13 protein-coding genes and 1 pseudogene are annotated in these 15,897 nt (G+C 37.7%); 4 read left to right on the top strand and 10 right to left on the bottom strand.

Annotated features, from left to right (window positions below; translation table 11 throughout):
* The first annotated feature begins 90 nt into the window (after positions 1 to 90).
* Together BM195_RS10985 and BM195_RS10980 are read left to right on the top strand one after the other, a co-directional pair.
* Positions 91 to 2,649, top strand: a complete 2,559-nt coding sequence (locus BM195_RS10985) for a winged helix-turn-helix domain-containing protein (protein WP_090237834.1) — start codon at positions 91 to 93, stop codon at positions 2,647 to 2,649.
* A 186-nt stretch (positions 2,650 to 2,835) separates the two neighbouring features.
* Positions 2,836 to 2,994 carry an anti-repressor SinI family protein gene (locus tag BM195_RS10980; RefSeq protein WP_090237832.1) on the top strand — a complete coding sequence of 53 codons (159 nt, stop codon included), beginning with the start codon at positions 2,836 to 2,838 and terminating at the stop codon, positions 2,992 to 2,994.
* A gap of 273 nt (positions 2,995 to 3,267) precedes the next feature.
* Here BM195_RS10980 and BM195_RS18595 read toward each other — a convergent pair whose 3' ends face one another.
* Entirely contained in the window at positions 3,268 to 3,468 is a 201-nt protein-coding gene (locus BM195_RS18595; protein WP_244535747.1) for a GNAT family N-acetyltransferase, read from the bottom strand.
* 392 nt (positions 3,469 to 3,860) lie between these two features.
* Here BM195_RS18595 and BM195_RS10970 point away from each other — a divergent pair, with 392 nt between their 5' ends.
* Complete coding sequence (locus tag BM195_RS10970) at positions 3,861 to 5,216, top strand: PQQ-binding-like beta-propeller repeat protein (protein ID WP_090237829.1); 1,356 nt, start codon at positions 3,861 to 3,863, stop codon at positions 5,214 to 5,216.
* Between the two features lie 131 nt (positions 5,217 to 5,347).
* Positions 5,348 to 6,520: pseudogene (locus BM195_RS10965) on the top strand (IS256 family transposase); the annotation flags it as partial.
* A 51-nt stretch (positions 6,521 to 6,571) separates the two neighbouring features.
* Here the strand turns inward: BM195_RS10965 and BM195_RS10960 are convergent.
* The 9 genes from BM195_RS10960 to BM195_RS10920 form a co-directional block, all read right to left on the bottom strand.
* Positions 6,572 to 7,474: a sensor histidine kinase gene (locus BM195_RS10960; RefSeq protein WP_090237826.1), complete on the bottom strand. Its 903-nt coding sequence runs from the start codon at positions 7,472 to 7,474 to the stop codon at positions 6,572 to 6,574.
* 24 nt (positions 7,475 to 7,498) lie between these two features.
* Positions 7,499 to 8,266 carry an ABC transporter permease gene (locus tag BM195_RS10955; RefSeq protein WP_090237823.1) on the bottom strand — a complete coding sequence of 256 codons (768 nt, stop codon included), beginning with the start codon at positions 8,264 to 8,266 and terminating at the stop codon, positions 7,499 to 7,501.
* Complete coding sequence (locus tag BM195_RS10950; protein WP_090237820.1) at positions 8,259 to 9,182, bottom strand: ABC transporter ATP-binding protein; 924 nt, start codon at positions 9,180 to 9,182, stop codon at positions 8,259 to 8,261. The genes BM195_RS10955 and BM195_RS10950 overlap by 8 nt, the downstream gene beginning before the upstream one ends.
* Before the next feature lie 79 nt (positions 9,183 to 9,261).
* On the bottom strand, positions 9,262 to 9,951 hold the full coding sequence (locus tag BM195_RS10945; RefSeq protein WP_090237817.1) for a response regulator transcription factor: 690 nt from the start codon (positions 9,949 to 9,951) through the stop codon (positions 9,262 to 9,264).
* Between the two features lie 54 nt (positions 9,952 to 10,005).
* Positions 10,006 to 10,587, bottom strand: coding sequence for a hypothetical protein (locus BM195_RS10940; protein WP_090237814.1), 582 nt, complete (start codon positions 10,585 to 10,587; stop codon positions 10,006 to 10,008).
* A 330-nt stretch (positions 10,588 to 10,917) separates the two neighbouring features.
* Positions 10,918 to 12,051, bottom strand: coding sequence for an MFS transporter (locus BM195_RS10935; RefSeq protein ID WP_090237811.1), 1,134 nt, complete (start codon positions 12,049 to 12,051; stop codon positions 10,918 to 10,920).
* A gap of 91 nt (positions 12,052 to 12,142) precedes the next feature.
* On the bottom strand, positions 12,143 to 12,697 hold the full coding sequence (locus BM195_RS10930) for a TetR/AcrR family transcriptional regulator (RefSeq protein ID WP_090237808.1): 555 nt from the start codon (positions 12,695 to 12,697) through the stop codon (positions 12,143 to 12,145).
* 677 nt (positions 12,698 to 13,374) lie between these two features.
* The gene (rlmD, locus tag BM195_RS10925; protein WP_090237805.1) at positions 13,375 to 14,757 is read right to left on the bottom strand and encodes a 23S rRNA (uracil(1939)-C(5))-methyltransferase RlmD; all 1,383 of its coding nucleotides are present in this window, start codon (positions 14,755 to 14,757) and stop codon (positions 13,375 to 13,377) included.
* Between the two features lie 94 nt (positions 14,758 to 14,851).
* Positions 14,852 to 15,763 (bottom strand): diacylglycerol kinase, encoded by a 912-nt coding sequence (locus tag BM195_RS10920; protein ID WP_090237802.1) that lies wholly within the window; start codon positions 15,761 to 15,763, stop codon positions 14,852 to 14,854.
* Between the last annotated feature and the right edge of the window lie 134 nt (positions 15,764 to 15,897).

Genomic DNA, 15,897 nt, shown 5'->3' with positions numbered 1-15,897 from the left:
ATATACAAATGAAAAGCAACCCTCGTATTTTTGCGAACTGCAACAATAGCATTTAGCATCGTGACTACTTTCTGTTTGGAGGTGTTAAAAATGATTTTTTATGAAGGTTTTACCCCATCCAACCATCAAATTCAGGCACCCAAACTAAATTCCGACAGTATACACAGAGAACGCATATCAAATGACCTGGACAAATGCTTGAACGGTAAAATGACACTGGTTTGCACAGCTGCCGGTTTCGGAAAAACAACTACTATTGCCCAATGGCTTCATAACAGGGGTCTCCGTTCAGCTTGGATTTTCTTAAATGAACAAGCAAATGATCCAGTGGAATTTTGGCGTTATCTCACATATTCCATTCACCACACCATACCAGAGTTAAGCGTTCAGTCGCTGGAACTGCATCTCCATTCTGCTGAGGCAACGATGGCATCACTGATTAACACATTAAGATATTTATCTTCACCATTGATTCTCGTTTTTGATAACTATCATGAAATTAATCATCATTGGATTCATGCGGCGACGGAATATCTTATTAAACACACCCCAGATAAACTCCACTTCATTCTGTCTAGTCGCATGAACCCTCCATTTGAGCTTCACCGTTTGCAGCTTGACAGACAAATTCATGAACTGGACACAGATGTATTAAGGCTGAATCGTGGAGAATTACTCGATTATTTGAGCTATATGAATTTACATCTTTCGGAAAATGCAATCACCTACTTAGAGAAGCGGACAGAAGGCTGGATAACCGGTATTAACTTTATAGTTCTCACAATGAAAGATAAACAGACAGCAGAATCCACTGCCATCTCTTTTATTAATGGAAAACATGAAGTCATTTCAGATTACTTGATAAAAGATGTATTGAATCGTTTGCCTGATTCATTGCGGGCATTTGTATTACGGCTATCACTGCTTGATCACTTTTCGCCGCCATTATGTGAAGCCGTGACAGGGTATCCAGATGCCAAATTAATGCTGGAAAAACTGCAGAAAGCTAATATCTTTATTAACGTTTGTGATAACGCGCAACAATGGTTTCGTTTTCATCCGTTGTTTGCCGAAGCGATGCAATTCTATTTGCGGCATTACGAGGATGTTTCGGAATATCATTTGCATGAAAAAGCAGCAGACTGGTTCGGGGAACATAAATATTATGATCAGGCAATCAAACATGCACTGAGTGGACGGCAATATCAAAAGGCAGCAACATGGCTCAGCCACTATGCTCCTTATTTGCTAAGGAAAAGAGAGCTTACATATTTAAACGACTGGCTGAATGATTTTCCCGCAGAACTACGTAAACGTGATGCCGATCTAATGATAATCCACGCTTGGGTGCTGGCGCTAAATGGATATTTAGATGAGGCAGACGGAAAGTTATTGGAAGTAAATGCTTTAGTAGAACAATTAAACAAGACGCAGCAAAAAAAGCTATATGCGGAATTTTTTGCTCTGAGAGGTTATATGGCCATTATTCGCCATGAACCTCATAAATCTCTCTACTCACTGAAAAAGGCGGTAACCATACAACCAACCGTCAGCAAATATTTTCAAGCCGGAGTCGATTTTAACGGGGTCGAGGCTTATCCGATCAGGGGACCTCTGAGCGGAGGGGGAAGGCTTCATACAACACATGCATTATATACAAGCTTACGGCCATTATTGCGTCAAAGGGGACTGGCCGTCGTAGGATACGGATCCATTATTCTTGCAGGAATTCATTATGAACGCTGTGAATGGGAACAAGCCCGTTATTTTATTAACAGAGGAAAAGAATTAGGGTGGAAAAATCAGATGGTCGGCATTTTCGTACCTATTCATTTTTTACAGATAAAATACAACATCGCTCGAGGAGAAACTGATTCTACCTGGAAAATGTTCACCACACTTGAAGCCAGATTAAACGAGTTACACCCTCCAAAGCATTGGTTCCGGATGATCGAAACGTTTAAAACGAGACTTTATATCAAAGAAGGAAAGAAAGATATGGTAGAGAAATGGCTTAGAGAAACCCTAGACGCAGAACAATCCCCGAAATACGACGAAAATCAACCTTTATTGGGGTTTGAAGATATAACAAAAGCAAGGGCATTGATGATGAAACAGCAATATGACACAGCAAATAAAATCCTAAATCAATTGACCCATCACTTTGAAATGAAAGAACGTCTGGGAGATATGATTGAAGTATTCATTTTAAAAAGTTTGGTGTTTCATCATCAAAACCAGCTGCAAAAAGCTATGCTGACCATGGAACAAGCTATTGAAAAAGCTGAACCGGAACATTATATCCGTATATTCCTGGATGAGGGAAAACAAGCAGCTGAGATATTGTATAGCCTGCAACGGCATAAACCGAGGAATTACGTTAAAACGTTGCTATCATTGTTTAAAGAAGAAGGTATCGATTTCCTTAACCAGACACAGGATTCATCCAAACAGCATATTTTGACAAATCGTGAAATTGAACTGCTGCAGCTTGTTGGGACCGGCATGAAAAACAAAGAAATTGCGACAGCGTTATATATTTCCCTCGGATCAGTCAAGGTTTATTTAACGCAAATATATGATAAATTAGGGGTCAATAACCGCACAAAGGCGGTTGCAAAGGCAAGAGAACTTCATATCCTTGATTGAAACCATTGTACCGAATCAAACTGAACAACATCTTGATCCGGTATTTTTGATTTTCGTAAATTTTAGCCAAAAGTTAAGTATGATTCCATGAAGAGGTCTGATAATATTTTTAAATGAAACAGTAATGTTTTGAAACCGCCAACACAACAAAATTTCATAAACAAAATTCATTTTAGGGGGGACGATATGGATATGGAACCATTAGATAAAGAGTGGATCGCATTAATTCTGAAAGCCAAGCGTATGGGCATGACAATTGATGAAATCAGGTTGTATTTACAGCATAACAGGCAGCATGTAACATATAGCAAAGAAAGACTGGTAAAGGGCGAAAAAGCCGATTGATCGAGATGAAGGGTCAGCTACATTAGCCGGTACGAACAAAAATGTTGACCAGTGATGTGTTTTTGGAATGCCAAAAACGATATACACCTACAATTAACAGGAAACATGCCGACGCTAAATTGACATTCTAACAACTGGCCCTTTATTAAAAACAGCGATTTATTTGATTCTCATCAATTATTTCTTTCCTGATTATAATTCTTTTGAAACACTATGATATCATCTATTATGTAATGACATTGTGAATATGTGTTCAAGGCAGCCGAATTATTTTTATTCGTTAGCACCTTTATACTTTTGACACCGCGAGACATAAGTTTTTACTTCCAATAATGCAATCAAAGATGATGCGAACCCCAGTCGTCTCGCTTTCTCTTCAACATATAGTTCCGTCATTTCTCCTTGGGCTGACGAATAACAAAAAGACCTGTAACTTTGTGCACAAGCAAAGCCAACAAATTCCTCATCTAGCATTCCCACTGCGACCAACTCATCATTCTTATTTAAGCTATCGATAATTTCTGAAACAGTACTCGCTCACCCCCATTGAACTTTTGATTAAGGCGGGAAAGCTCCTCGGCATCCTTTTCGTCTGCTAATCTTTCATTTTTATTCATGTCTATCACCGCTTTATAAATTGATATCCCTAAACGACCGCAGTTATTGGATCTCGTGTGATAACTCTTGCTAGATTGGTCTAACTTTTTTCTATTTTAGCATAATGTATGTAAAAACATGACTAAAGTCCTCATTCGTTAGTAACTAAACACTAAATATTTAGATCTAATTGAACGTGAGTGCTTGACTAACCAAATTAAAAATGTAGTATAAAAACGATAATGTTTAATAAGTTGAGGAGTGAGTGAATGAAAAAAATAGTTATCCTAGTTTTGATGCTAGTTTTTCTTTATGCGTGTGGTGAAGAACCATCTAACGGGGCGTACAACGATACAGCGGAAAATAATGGGGCTGCCTCAGATAAAGAAACGCAAGAAGTTCCGAATAAAGAGAACGATGATGAGGCGGAATCAGTTACAGAAGATGAAACACAAAATACCGCTGGCAACGTAACCGACATGGATATTGACAGTGTTTATGAAGCTATTGTTCAAAATGATTTCTTAAATGACGATACTTTGGAGATGAACAATGCCAATCTAGATTGGTTCACCTTTGAGTTCATGAGCTTAGCTAATAAAAGCATTACGGTAGTCGACAACACGGCTTATTTTTCGAATAATCAGGATACATACCCATTAAATTTAAAGGATAACTCTTTTGCAGATGAGATTGATGAAGGTACGGATGTTCAAATCGTCCAATATGATGGCGAATTACTATTTTTACATAGTGATAATGACCAAATCTATATGCATTATCTAAATAAAGATACGGAAGAAATAGCTGACACGGTCGAGTTTAGTAAAGCTAAAGACACGGATGATATTGCAAATACCTACTTGTATGAAGATAAACTCATTGGTGTAACCGGATATGTAGGAAATATTTATATATTTGACCTCTCCACAAACTCATTAGAAGAAGTGATTGATATGGAAGAAGTTCTAGGTGAGAGAAGAGATCTTAACACAATAGGTTTCGACGATGGATTATTATACATAGGAGCTGAGGGACTATCGAGTTCTATATATGCCCTTGATGTAACTTCGGGAGAGTTATCCTGGGATCTGGAATTGGGTGAAGACAGTCTGTATACCATGGTGGGCACCTATCAAAAGGAACCGATATTTGTAGGAGACTCCATGCATATCCATTTAGAAAATAAAGCATACCTGGAGATTGATAAAAATACAGGGGAATTATTGAATGCTGCTGAATTTGGAGTGAGGAGTCATCTTCTGCATGCGACAGAAGAAAATATTTATATGGTTCACGAAAACACTAGGGAAGAAGAAGAATACATTGTTTCTTTAAATAAAGACACATTGGAACCAAATTGGGCGGTTGCTATTGATGGAAGACATAAAGATTTTGCCGCAACAGTGAATGATAATTATTTGTATACAGCTGTCCTGAACCATACCAAGGATCCGGGGGGAACAGATTGGTATAAAATAGACATGGATACAGGAGAAATATTGAAGAAAGACTACATCGAAGAGCTAAATAACCAAAATGCAGAAGGTTTATTTTTTGAAATAATAGAAGATAAGATGATTTTAGCTGATGGTTTTGCGGGAGCCATTTCACAATTGGAATAAAAGTGTTGACATTTCTGATAACGGGCTTCGATATCCATCGCAGCAAAAAAATGACTATACATTGAAGTCCGCCCCAAAAGTTAGAGTAAAACCAACTTTTGGGGTGTATATCATGGTTAAATTGGAAGTACCCAGAGTCTGTAGAAGATATGCAGAATGCACTGAAGGATATATTTGGGCCAATGTTTGAATCCATGTTAAAAGGTGAAATGAACCATCATCTAGGTTATGAATCAAATGATAAAGCCGAAAAGGAAATAGAAAACAGAAGGAATGGATACGGCGATAAAACGGTAAAGACCAGTTCAGGCGAAGTGGCTATTCAGGTTCCACGAGACCGTGATGGCTCCTTTGATCCAAAACTCATACCAAAGCGTCAGAAGGATGTTTCGGCAATTGAAAATAAAGTGATAGCCATGTACGCCCGTGGGATGTCACAACGCGATATTTCTTCAACGATTGAGGATATTTACGGTTTTTCGGTTTCCCATGAAATGATCTCTGACATTACGGACAGTGTACTTCCTGAGTTGGAAGAATGACAGACAAGACCGCTGAGTAACTGTTATGCATTTGTGTTTGTAGACTGCATGTACACAACGATCCGAAACCAATATGAAACGAAGAAATATGCCGTTTATACCATTCTTGGCTACACGATGGAAGGCTCAAAGGACATTCTCGGATTATGGCTGAATGAGACAGAAAGCAAGCATAAATGGATGCAAATTTTTGATGAAATCAAAGCGAGAGGGGTTGAAGACATTTTCTTTATCTCCATGGATGGTGTGAGTGGTTTAGAGGAAGGTGCACGTTCTATTTTCCCCCACGTCATCGTCCAACGTTGTATGGTTCACTTAATTCGTAATTCCGTTAAATATGTTCCGAGCAAGGATTATAAGGCATTCACCAAAGCATTAAGAAAAGTATATGCGGCACCAAGCCTTAAGGCTTGTCATAGTCCGTTCGACTCCTTTAAACACCAGTGGTCTGCCTATCCAGGAGCGATTGATGTTTGGACAAGAAACTTTCATCACGTCGAGCAGCTCTACGACTACGGCAGTGCTATTCGTAAAGTTATGTACACAACCAACGCGGTAGAAAGTATCCATTCCAGCTTCAGAAAAGTAACTAAAAAAGGAGCATTTCCAAACGAAAATGCCCTTTTGAAAGTATTATATTTGCGGATCAAAGAGCTGGAGACTAAATGGGACGGTGGCCATATCCAAAACTGGGCAATAGTTATAAACCAGCTCCTCGTCCATGAAAATCTTAAGAATAGGGTTTTAAAATACCTTGTGTAAATTTTAACTTACGCACTTTATTTGACAAACCCATTTTTAAAAATGGTTTTCTTATGTTTTCCATTCACATATAATCTTCAACTGCCCATCCTTTAACTCACCAGTTATAGTTCCGTTCATTTTTTCCATTAAACTCTTCACAATGGACAAGCCCAGTCCTGTATTTTTGCCGGATCGAGATTGATCTGCCATATAAAATCGATCGAAAAGCAGCTCTACATCCTTTTCGGTTAACGTATGTGCTTCATTTTGGACCATTAATCTAACTGCTGATTCTTTCTCCTCAAGCATTACGGCTACATTTCCACTTGAATGGCTGATGGCATTTAAAATCAGGTTTTCCATGACTCTTGTTGCTGCGGATTTGTCAGTTGTAATGAACACATCATGCTCCGGCATGTTGATGATTGGTTCCATATTTTTATCATTAAAGCGGTCATAAAAACGCATTAATACATCTATTGTTAAGTTCTTCATATTAAATTTCTCTGACTGAAGTTGATAATCTGCAGATTCAATAACAGACAGCTCAAAAAAATCATTTAATAAGGTTTCAAGCCTTTTCGCTCGATTTTTTGCAATGGATATATATTCTTTTCGTTCGACCTCTGGAACTTCATTTGACTCAGCCATCTGAATATATCCTAAAATTGAAGTTAATGGTGTTCTCAGATCATGTGACATATTTGCAACTGCCTGTTTCAGTTCATTTTCAAAGCGGATTCTTTCTCTTTTTTCTTTTACATGCAAATCAATAAGATAATTGATTTCGGCCCCCAATTCTTCAATATTTTGATCCAAAAGAGCCATATCTATTTTTTTGTTTGTTCGTTGATGATTATAATCTTCCACTTGCCTGCCTATTTTTTTCACTTCATTCTTTAAAGAAAATAAGCGAGTGGAAAGAAAAACAACTGCAAGGAACACAATTATGAATAGATACAACCATAGCATTTTCTTCACCCGCTCTTTTAGAAGTTATTTCATTTCCTTTTTGTTAAAAATAGAAATTCCACCCAAGGTTATGATAATGAATGTTACGAATCCAATTAGAATGGACTTAAGCATTTCATCATTTGTCATTGAAAACTTAAAGACTTCATGAAATTGGTAAAAAATAGAATTCTCATAAATCATATTTATCAATGGTGGCTTAGGAAGTTTTTCAAATGCAAACATCACGATTGTTAATAGTATCGAAAAAATTATGGTTTTTCCACTATCTTCAGTAGTAATAGCTATCAGAATTATGATCGCTGTATAGCCTAAAAATTGAAGCACGAATAAGCTTGATGCTCTTCCTAAATACAACATACTGGAAACGGTCAATATATCACCGTGTCCCAATAATATAATTTCTATAATACCTGTCGTTAACGGAATCAGTATCGTAACAACGATTGATCCCAGGGTAAATACGAGATACTTTGATATGAAAATATGACTTCTCTTGCTGCCACTTATTATTTGATTTTTGATTACACCGCTTTGTGAAAATTCATGAGAGATAAAAAAGCCGGCCAACGTACTGACTATTAAATTAAATAGTAACGGTATTGTAAATGCAGATGTAGCATTAAGCTCACTTAAACCAGCACGATCAAAATCAGTACCCTGCATTTGCCACCACTCAATAATCACTAAATAATGCAGCAATGCACTTAAGCCCGTAATGATTAATAATAACATCCAAAATGTCTTATTTCTTTGTAATTTAAACCATTCTGCTCTAAGTTGATTACGCATGTTCCTCACCTCCAACAACCCTTGCAAAATAACTTTCGAGACTGTCCCCGTTTTGTGATAGATGTTCAATCACAAGGTTATTGGCTGTTAGAGCCATTGAAACTTTCCGAACATTATCGAGATTGCTGTATAGTTTTATAGTCCCATCTGGCATTACCTCATAATCACTAGTGGATAGAGCTGATTCTAGCACCGTGGCTCCCTTCGTCGGTTGATCCACTTTAATTCGCAAATGTTGTCTGCATTTTTCATCCAATTCTTTAGCTGAGATTTCTTCTAAAAGTCTCCCTTTATGGATAATACCGTAACGGCTTGCCAGCTGATGCAGTTCACTTAAAATATGACTTGATATTAAAATCGTCAGTCCTTGTTCACGATTCAATTTTTTAAGTAATTCTCTAAGCTCAACGATTCCCATTGGATCCAAGCCATTTGTCGGTTCATCAAGAAGTAAGAATTCTGGATCACTCAATAGGGCAATAGCAAGTCCAAGTCTTTGCTTCATTCCTAGTGAAAAGTTTTTCGCTTTTTTTTTTCCTGTACCGTTAAGTTCAACTAACTCCAATGTTTTGTTGATGCATCCTTTTCCTGGTATGCCTCTTTGCAAGCGATGAACCTCTAAATTTTCATATGCTGTCATATTTGGGAAAAGTGCAGGACTTTCAATGATGGCCCCTATTCTTTTTTGTGCATCTGTTAACATATTTGCATGATCATTTCCAAATAACTCAATTGTTCCATTTGATGGGAAGGATAGTCCCGTTACTATACGTAACATTGTTGACTTGCCAGCTCCATTTTGACCAATGAACCCATAAATTTCTCCCTTTTTGATGGATATATTAACATCTTCAAGGGCAACATCATTTCTGTATTTTTTTGTTAAATGACTTGTTCTTAAGATGTAATCATTCATTCATGTAACCCCCTTTTCTCTATAAATCAGTATGGAACGTAAAACATAAGAAAGACTTAAGATAAATCTAAAAAAAACATTAAGATTTCATACGGTAGCCCATTCCCCAAATCGTTTCAATATATTCTTCATCAGGGTTCGCATTGGAAAGCTTATTTCTTAAGTTACTCATGTGAACATTAACCGTGTTGTCATCTCCGTGAAAATGTTCATTCCAAACACTTTCGAATAAATTTGATTTGGAGAAGACTTTTTTGGGAGAAGTCATAAGCAGCACAAGAATCTTGTATTCCCGAACTGTCAATGTAATCTCTCTACCATTTACATAAACGGTTTTTGTTTCCAAATCAAGGTGAATATCTTTATGGGTTAACACTTGTCTAGGCGTTTCATTCGTATGTTTGTATCTACGCAGCAGAGAATCAATACGAGCAGATACTTCTTCAACATCAAAGGGTTTGGAAATAAAGTCATCTGCACCTGATCGCAAACTTTTAATTTTTGTTTGCTGTTCATTTTTTGCTGAAATAATAATAACTGGAATAGAACCTTTTTCCGTTATTTTTGCGAGAATTTCCTCTCCGACCTTACCCGGAAGCATTAAATCAAGTAAAACTAAGTCCCACTTCTGTTCATCTAAATAAATCAGTGCTTCTGTACCAGAATAGGCAGGTTGCGGATGATACTGGCTTTTTCTTATTATTTTACATAACAATTGGTTAATATCATTGTCATCTTCAACAACTAAAATGTTAATCGTCTGATCCACTTTACATTCTCCCTTTTTCGTGCAAGATATTATGGTAAGAGGATAAAGAAATGTTTATGACATTTCAACTGGGATGTAATGGAGAGGAACACCCAATTCTTCATTTCCATCTTTATGATGATAATTCTTAAGCTTCCCTTCATATACGAATTGAAAATTAGACGCTTTCAGCAAGTCATTTGGTGCTATGAGTGATAGCGGCTTTTCAAAATCTATGATGTTACATTCCTTTAGTACTGCAGCAACAAACTGGGAACAGAAAAATGCTCGTTCTCTTATGATTGGCTTATTAAATATAAATCCGAATAATCCTAAGAAATTATAGCGATAATATTCTTTTTGTCCTTCGATTTCCTTTATATAGCTACTTATTTGTTGCATTTGAGCTTCTGTTACTGTAAAAGAATAGATGGCACAATCTGCCTGTTTAAATAATCCTTTTTTCAAATCTTCTTTTACAAATCCCCCATTAAACGGGTTTTCAACCTTTTTCCTTCCAAAACTATATACCTCTGCTAGTTCAGAGTCGAGGGATATTGACGCATGATTATATGTTTTTTTTGTATATAGTTTGATCATCTTTGTAAATAATGAACCCGTATCTGTTAAAAGAATATATACCTTTTTTTCTGTCATAGCCATTCTCCTCTTCTGTTATCCAAGAAACATATTCTACAATCAATATACTTCGAAAAACATAAGAAGAACTTAATACAGTCCTTAAGAAAACCTTAAGTTTTTAAGAAAGTATCATTTATTGGCCGAAAAAATGACTGAACCCATGATTGGATCATCAAGTATTTTTTAACGAAATCAGGTCGGACTAGCAAATTTATATTTTAACTAGCAGGTTTATTTATTAATTAGACATAGTAGAAAGAAGATTTAAATGGAAAACTAACTCCACATGAAACAGTAAAAATTTATTCACTATTAACAGACACACCTATAATAGAAAGTGCGAAATTAAGATATCTTTGTGTTTTTTTGTTTAAATACTAAAGCTACATAACCTATTATAGAAGCTCCTGTAAAAAGATCATGATACCCCGATATATCTGCGATTACCCCGGAGACAATGGACCCTATTGCTTGACCAAGTGCTAGTATTAAGAAAGGTATACCTAGGCCAAATGATGGGTTTGATTTAAACACGGAAATTCCCCACACGATTAAAACACCTGTCATAAAAATATACGAACTACCAAAAAGGGCTGGTGATAGCCACCCTACTATAATATAATCTGCAAATGTCCCTAATAGGAGAGACGAGGTTGAAAGTGCTAATACAGAAATCCTGTATGCAGGCATTAAACCATATTTATTTACAAATACACCAGCAGTTCCCCCTAATAACCCTGCTATTCCAATAATCACCCAGAGCCATTCTCCGAGGTATAATGGAACATTCTCTATCTGAAACATAAAGTCTCTTGAAAATGTCCAATAGGCTGAACAGGATATTCCTAACAATAAAGAAGCCAGAATTAATGGTGTGGCTCTTCTCCACTCTTCTCTTGAGAAACCAACTATTACCTTTTCTTTTAAAGGTTGATTCTTTGGCAGTACTTTGTAATTAGCGATTAATACAAATATAGCAATAACCATAAATATAAAATACGTTTCTCTCCAACTATCTGTCATTAGGATGGCAACTGCCCCAGTAAAAGCTGTGCCAACACTCGTACCAGAGTTAATCCAGGAATTAGTTTGATTCTGTAATCTTGTTTCTACATTTAATTCAACAATGTTAGCGTATGGTGGGGATGAGAAACCTGTACTTAGTCCTGCCAAAAATATACCTAGACCTAGTACGGCCGGATTAAACGAGATTGAGATAATCCCCAAACCCATTATTGATGATAAGCCAGCTATGACAAGTATAGACTTTGAGGAAACCCTATTAGAAAATACCATTGATAATACGATTGCAATACAGTAAGCGATGTATGACAAAGACGAAATGACACCGCTAGTGGACTGTGCCATATTCATCGTTTCATTAATATATGGAAGCATTAAACCATAACTAAACCGAGATAAACCATACGTCACAGCGATCATTGGTAAACCAACAACAATCAATTTCTTTTCAAACATTAGACCACTCCTATTTATATATAACGTTCATTATAATAAATAAATAAAAAAATAGGGAATAATGTACGGCATTAGTTTCCCTCTTACTATTTCATTTTTCAGCAACATATATATCTTTTATTAAACCATTCGCAGCTTCTTTTACTTCATCTATTGTCTGGATTTGGGCTATTGATGTTAATCCCTCTAGTATAATAAGTAATTGGACACCAAGTGATCTGGGAACATGAAATAGCTCTAAATCATTTTCAATCCTGTTTAGCAGTGTTTTTTTATGTTCCCTACTTAGCGAAGCAACTTCCTCATTTACACCTTCGTACTCCTGCTTTGCTCTTAGGAATAAGCATCCATTAAAACTATCCGTTTCTATCCAATCCAAGTGTATCTTTATTAGAGACTTTATATATGAATTCATTCCGTCTTCCCTTTTAACATTATCTTCTATCAATTGAAGATATTGATCTTCTCTTCGCACTAATATTTCTTTGATTAGATCTTCTTTTGAGTTGAAATGGTAGTACATAGTCATTGGTGCCACTCCTGCTTGTTCCAATATAGATTTCACACCAATTGCATGAAAACCGTACTGATAAAATAGTTTTTCTGCCGTATTCAAAATGGATTCTTTTTTTTGTGACTTTTTCATATGACAACTCCTTTTATATTGAACGTTCATTATAACTTTAACATGTCATGTTCCTTATTGCAAGAAACTATAGTAATTAAAACACATCTCTTCAGGTCGCATTCCACCGTTTCAGTTAAAATGAAGTTTTGCTACAGAACCCCATTTCGAAGAATTTACAGATCAAAAGTGGCCGTTTTTCCGTATCTTTTTCACCTGTTTTTTCACCTTTTTTTCGAAGTTAAAATAAAGTTTTCTCAAAATGTTGCGTAACGGAAAGAAGAGAAAACCGAGCAAAGGGTTAGGCATGAAAAAGACCCGGAAATCGGAAATGTTTATTTTCACGAAATCGGGGTCTGAATCTGAAGTGTTTATTTTAACCGAGAGATTTATGTTTAACTATACAATTTTTGTACCTTAACAAAAAACTCTTGTAAAAATTCACCCTTTAAACCCGCATTCGCCCGTTCTTTTGTTAAAAAAGTCTTGGATCAAACCGTTGTTTTTCTCGATTTCTTTCATCACATATTTCACAAAACTTTATTAATACCATAATAAACTCTTGTAGAAAAAACAAGGGAAACCCCTGTTATAAAAGAATTTCCCATTTTTCTCCACACGCTCTTACAAAACTTTATTCTCATTATTTCGTGTGATTTCACAAAACATTATTATTCTTACAAGACTTTATTGTTGGGCTACAATTTTGACTGTATCTGTGCAACGCACTCAACGTGATGCGTCTGCGGAAACATATCAACCGGCTGCACCTCCTGTGTGGCATAGCCGCCATCTTCCAGTATGCCCAAGTCACGGGCTAGCGTTGATGGATTGCAGGACACATAAACAATTCGCTTTGGCTCCATGTCAATCATCGCCTTCAGCAGTTCTTCATCACAGCCTTTTCGCGGCGGGTCCACCACAATCACGTCCGGACGCAGGCCTTGGGCTGTCCACCATGGCATCACTTTTTCGGCTTCACCCACATAAAATTCAGCGTTCGTGATACGATTCAGTTTGGCATTTTTCTTGGCATCATCAACAGCCTCCGGGACGACCTCCACACCGTAAACTTTTCTGGCTTCTTGCGCCATAAACAGTGAAATGGTGCCAATTCCGCAATAAGCATCGACCACTGTATCATAGCTGCTAATCTTGGCATACGCTAATGCTTTGTCATACAGTTTTTTCGTTTGGGGTGGATTGACCTGATAAAAGGATTTGGCAGATATCGCAAATTTGATATCACCAATTTGATCGTAAATATAGTCTTCTCCCCAGATGGTTTTAGATTTTTTGCCCCAAATAGAATTCGTCTTCCGGTCGTTGATATTGTGGACAATCGACTTGATATGCGGATATGTCTGAATCAGTTCCTTGATTAGCTCTTCCTGATGAAGCAAATCCGGTGTCCGTGTGATGATGACAATCATCGTATCCTTGGTCACCTCACCTGTGCGGACGACAATATGCCTCAGTACGCCAGTGTCATTCTGTTCATCATAAGCTGGAATGCCGAGTCGGTCAGCAATTCTTCTTACTGCTTCCACCATACGGTCATTCACTTCGTCCTGAATATTGCATGTTTCCATTCCTTCTATAATTCGGTGACTGCGTTTTTGATAAAAGCCGGTTATCAGTTCACCGTCGTCTTTTTCCCCGACAGGCATTTGCACTTTGTTGCGATACCGCCATGGATCCTCCATCCGAATGATCGGGTGGACGGGTACATGTTCGAGACGAGCAATTTTCCGCATCGCATTTTTAACCTGATTTTGTTTCATCTCAAGTTGCATATCATAGCTCATATGCTGCAGCTGGCATCCGCCGCACGTATAAAAAACGTCACACGGCGGTTCGACACGCTCCGGGCTGGACTCTGTAACCTTGAGCAATTTCCCGAACCCGAAGTTTTTCTTCACTTTAATGACCTTCACTTCGCCTACTTCCCCCGGCAAAGCATATGGGACAAATAAAGGATAACCGTTTATTTTTCCTACTCCGCTTCCCTCATGGGTCAAATCTTCAAATTGAAGTGTGACGGTCTGATTCTTTTTCACTGGTGCAGATTGTTTAGCCATTTGTATCTTCCTTTTGCGCATTGAATGTAATTCTTATCTTATCATACCCTTTTCGCCAATTAAAAAGACTGCCACGTAAGCAGTCTCTTCATATTTATGCCTCTTCCTCTTTCTCAACAAACTTATCCGGCACAAGGAATTCGATATGCTGCGGCAAATTCCTGAATTCCCCGGGCAGCAGTCCGCCGTATTCACCGTCTATATTCAATTGCATTTTTTCATCGGTCGTCACATTAACATGCTTGGCCTGTGCATAGATGATCCGTTTGTCTTCAAGATGAGCACCTCTTACTGCCAGAGTGGCGATGCGGACAAATTCGGCTAAATTCATTTTCTTTAAAATCAGCAAGTCAAAATATCCATCATCAAGGCGCGCATCTGGTGCTAATTTTTCAAATCCGCCTACTGAATTCGTGTTGGACACAAGGAACAGCATAATATCCTCATCAATAATCGTTCCATCATATTCAATTTTTGTCCGTATCGGCTTTAAGGATGGAAGCATTTCGATTCCCTTCACGTAATAGGCCAAATGTCCAAGCATTGTTTTCAGCTTGCTCGGCACATCATACGTCAGTTCGGTCAATTTGCCGCCCCCCGCAATGTTCACAAAATAGTGATCGTTTACACGGCCAATATCAAGCAGCATCGATTGTCCTGCTAAAATAACATCAACAGCTTTCTCGATACCACGGGGGATGCACAATGCCCTGGCAAAATCATTCGTTGTTCCGGTCGGGATAATGCCAAGCTTCGGGAGGTGCTCCTGTTCTGCCAATCCATTGATTACCTCATTAATGGTACCATCACCACCTGCAACGACTACCAAATCAAAGTGTCTTTCTGCAGCTGTTGCAGCAGCATTGGTTGCATCACCTTCACCTGTCGTAGCATGTGTTGATGTTTCGTATCCGACCTTTTCAAATCGCTCCATGACAGTTGGCAATTCCCGTTTAAATGCTTCCCGTCCGGATGTCGGGTTATAAATAATGCGGGCTTTTTTCATGCCACTCCCCCTCCCAACACGCAAATCAGTTTTTACACCTAACGTCTATAATAGCGCTTTTCAACCTATTTGAAAAGTCATTATGCGATAAGGATGGACTAATGTCATGAATTGGCAGTAGTCCCGGTAAATCA

This window comes from Lentibacillus halodurans (assembly GCF_900112045.1).
Classification (GTDB): Bacteria; Bacillota; Bacilli; order Bacillales; family Amphibacillaceae; genus Lentibacillus; species Lentibacillus halodurans.
This window is presented reverse-complemented; position numbering and strand designations above follow the sequence as displayed.

Coding starts and splice junctions, on each gene's coding strand:
- BM195_RS10985 (WP_090237834.1), top strand. CDS start 91: ATGATTTTTTATGAAGGTTTTACCCCATCCAACCATCAAATTCAGGCA.
- BM195_RS10980 (WP_090237832.1), top strand. CDS start 2,836: ATGGATATGGAACCATTAGATAAAGAGTGGATCGCATTAATTCTGAAA.
- BM195_RS18595 (WP_244535747.1), bottom strand. CDS start 3,468: ATGCTAGATGAGGAATTTGTTGGCTTTGCTTGTGCACAAAGTTACAGG.
- BM195_RS10970 (WP_090237829.1), top strand. CDS start 3,861: ATGAAAAAAATAGTTATCCTAGTTTTGATGCTAGTTTTTCTTTATGCG.
- BM195_RS10960 (WP_090237826.1), bottom strand. CDS start 7,474: ATGCTATGGTTGTATCTATTCATAATTGTGTTCCTTGCAGTTGTTTTT.
- BM195_RS10955 (WP_090237823.1), bottom strand. CDS start 8,266: ATGCGTAATCAACTTAGAGCAGAATGGTTTAAATTACAAAGAAATAAG.
- BM195_RS10950 (WP_090237820.1), bottom strand. CDS start 9,182: ATGAATGATTACATCTTAAGAACAAGTCATTTAACAAAAAAATACAGA.
- BM195_RS10940 (WP_090237814.1), bottom strand. CDS start 10,587: ATGACAGAAAAAAAGGTATATATTCTTTTAACAGATACGGGTTCATTA.
- BM195_RS10935 (WP_090237811.1), bottom strand. CDS start 12,051: ATGTTTGAAAAGAAATTGATTGTTGTTGGTTTACCAATGATCGCTGTG.
- BM195_RS10930 (WP_090237808.1), bottom strand. CDS start 12,697: ATGAAAAAGTCACAAAAAAAAGAATCCATTTTGAATACGGCAGAAAAA.
- rlmD (WP_090237805.1), bottom strand. CDS start 14,757: ATGGCTAAACAATCTGCACCAGTGAAAAAGAATCAGACCGTCACACTT.
- BM195_RS10920 (WP_090237802.1), bottom strand. CDS start 15,763: ATGAAAAAAGCCCGCATTATTTATAACCCGACATCCGGACGGGAAGCA.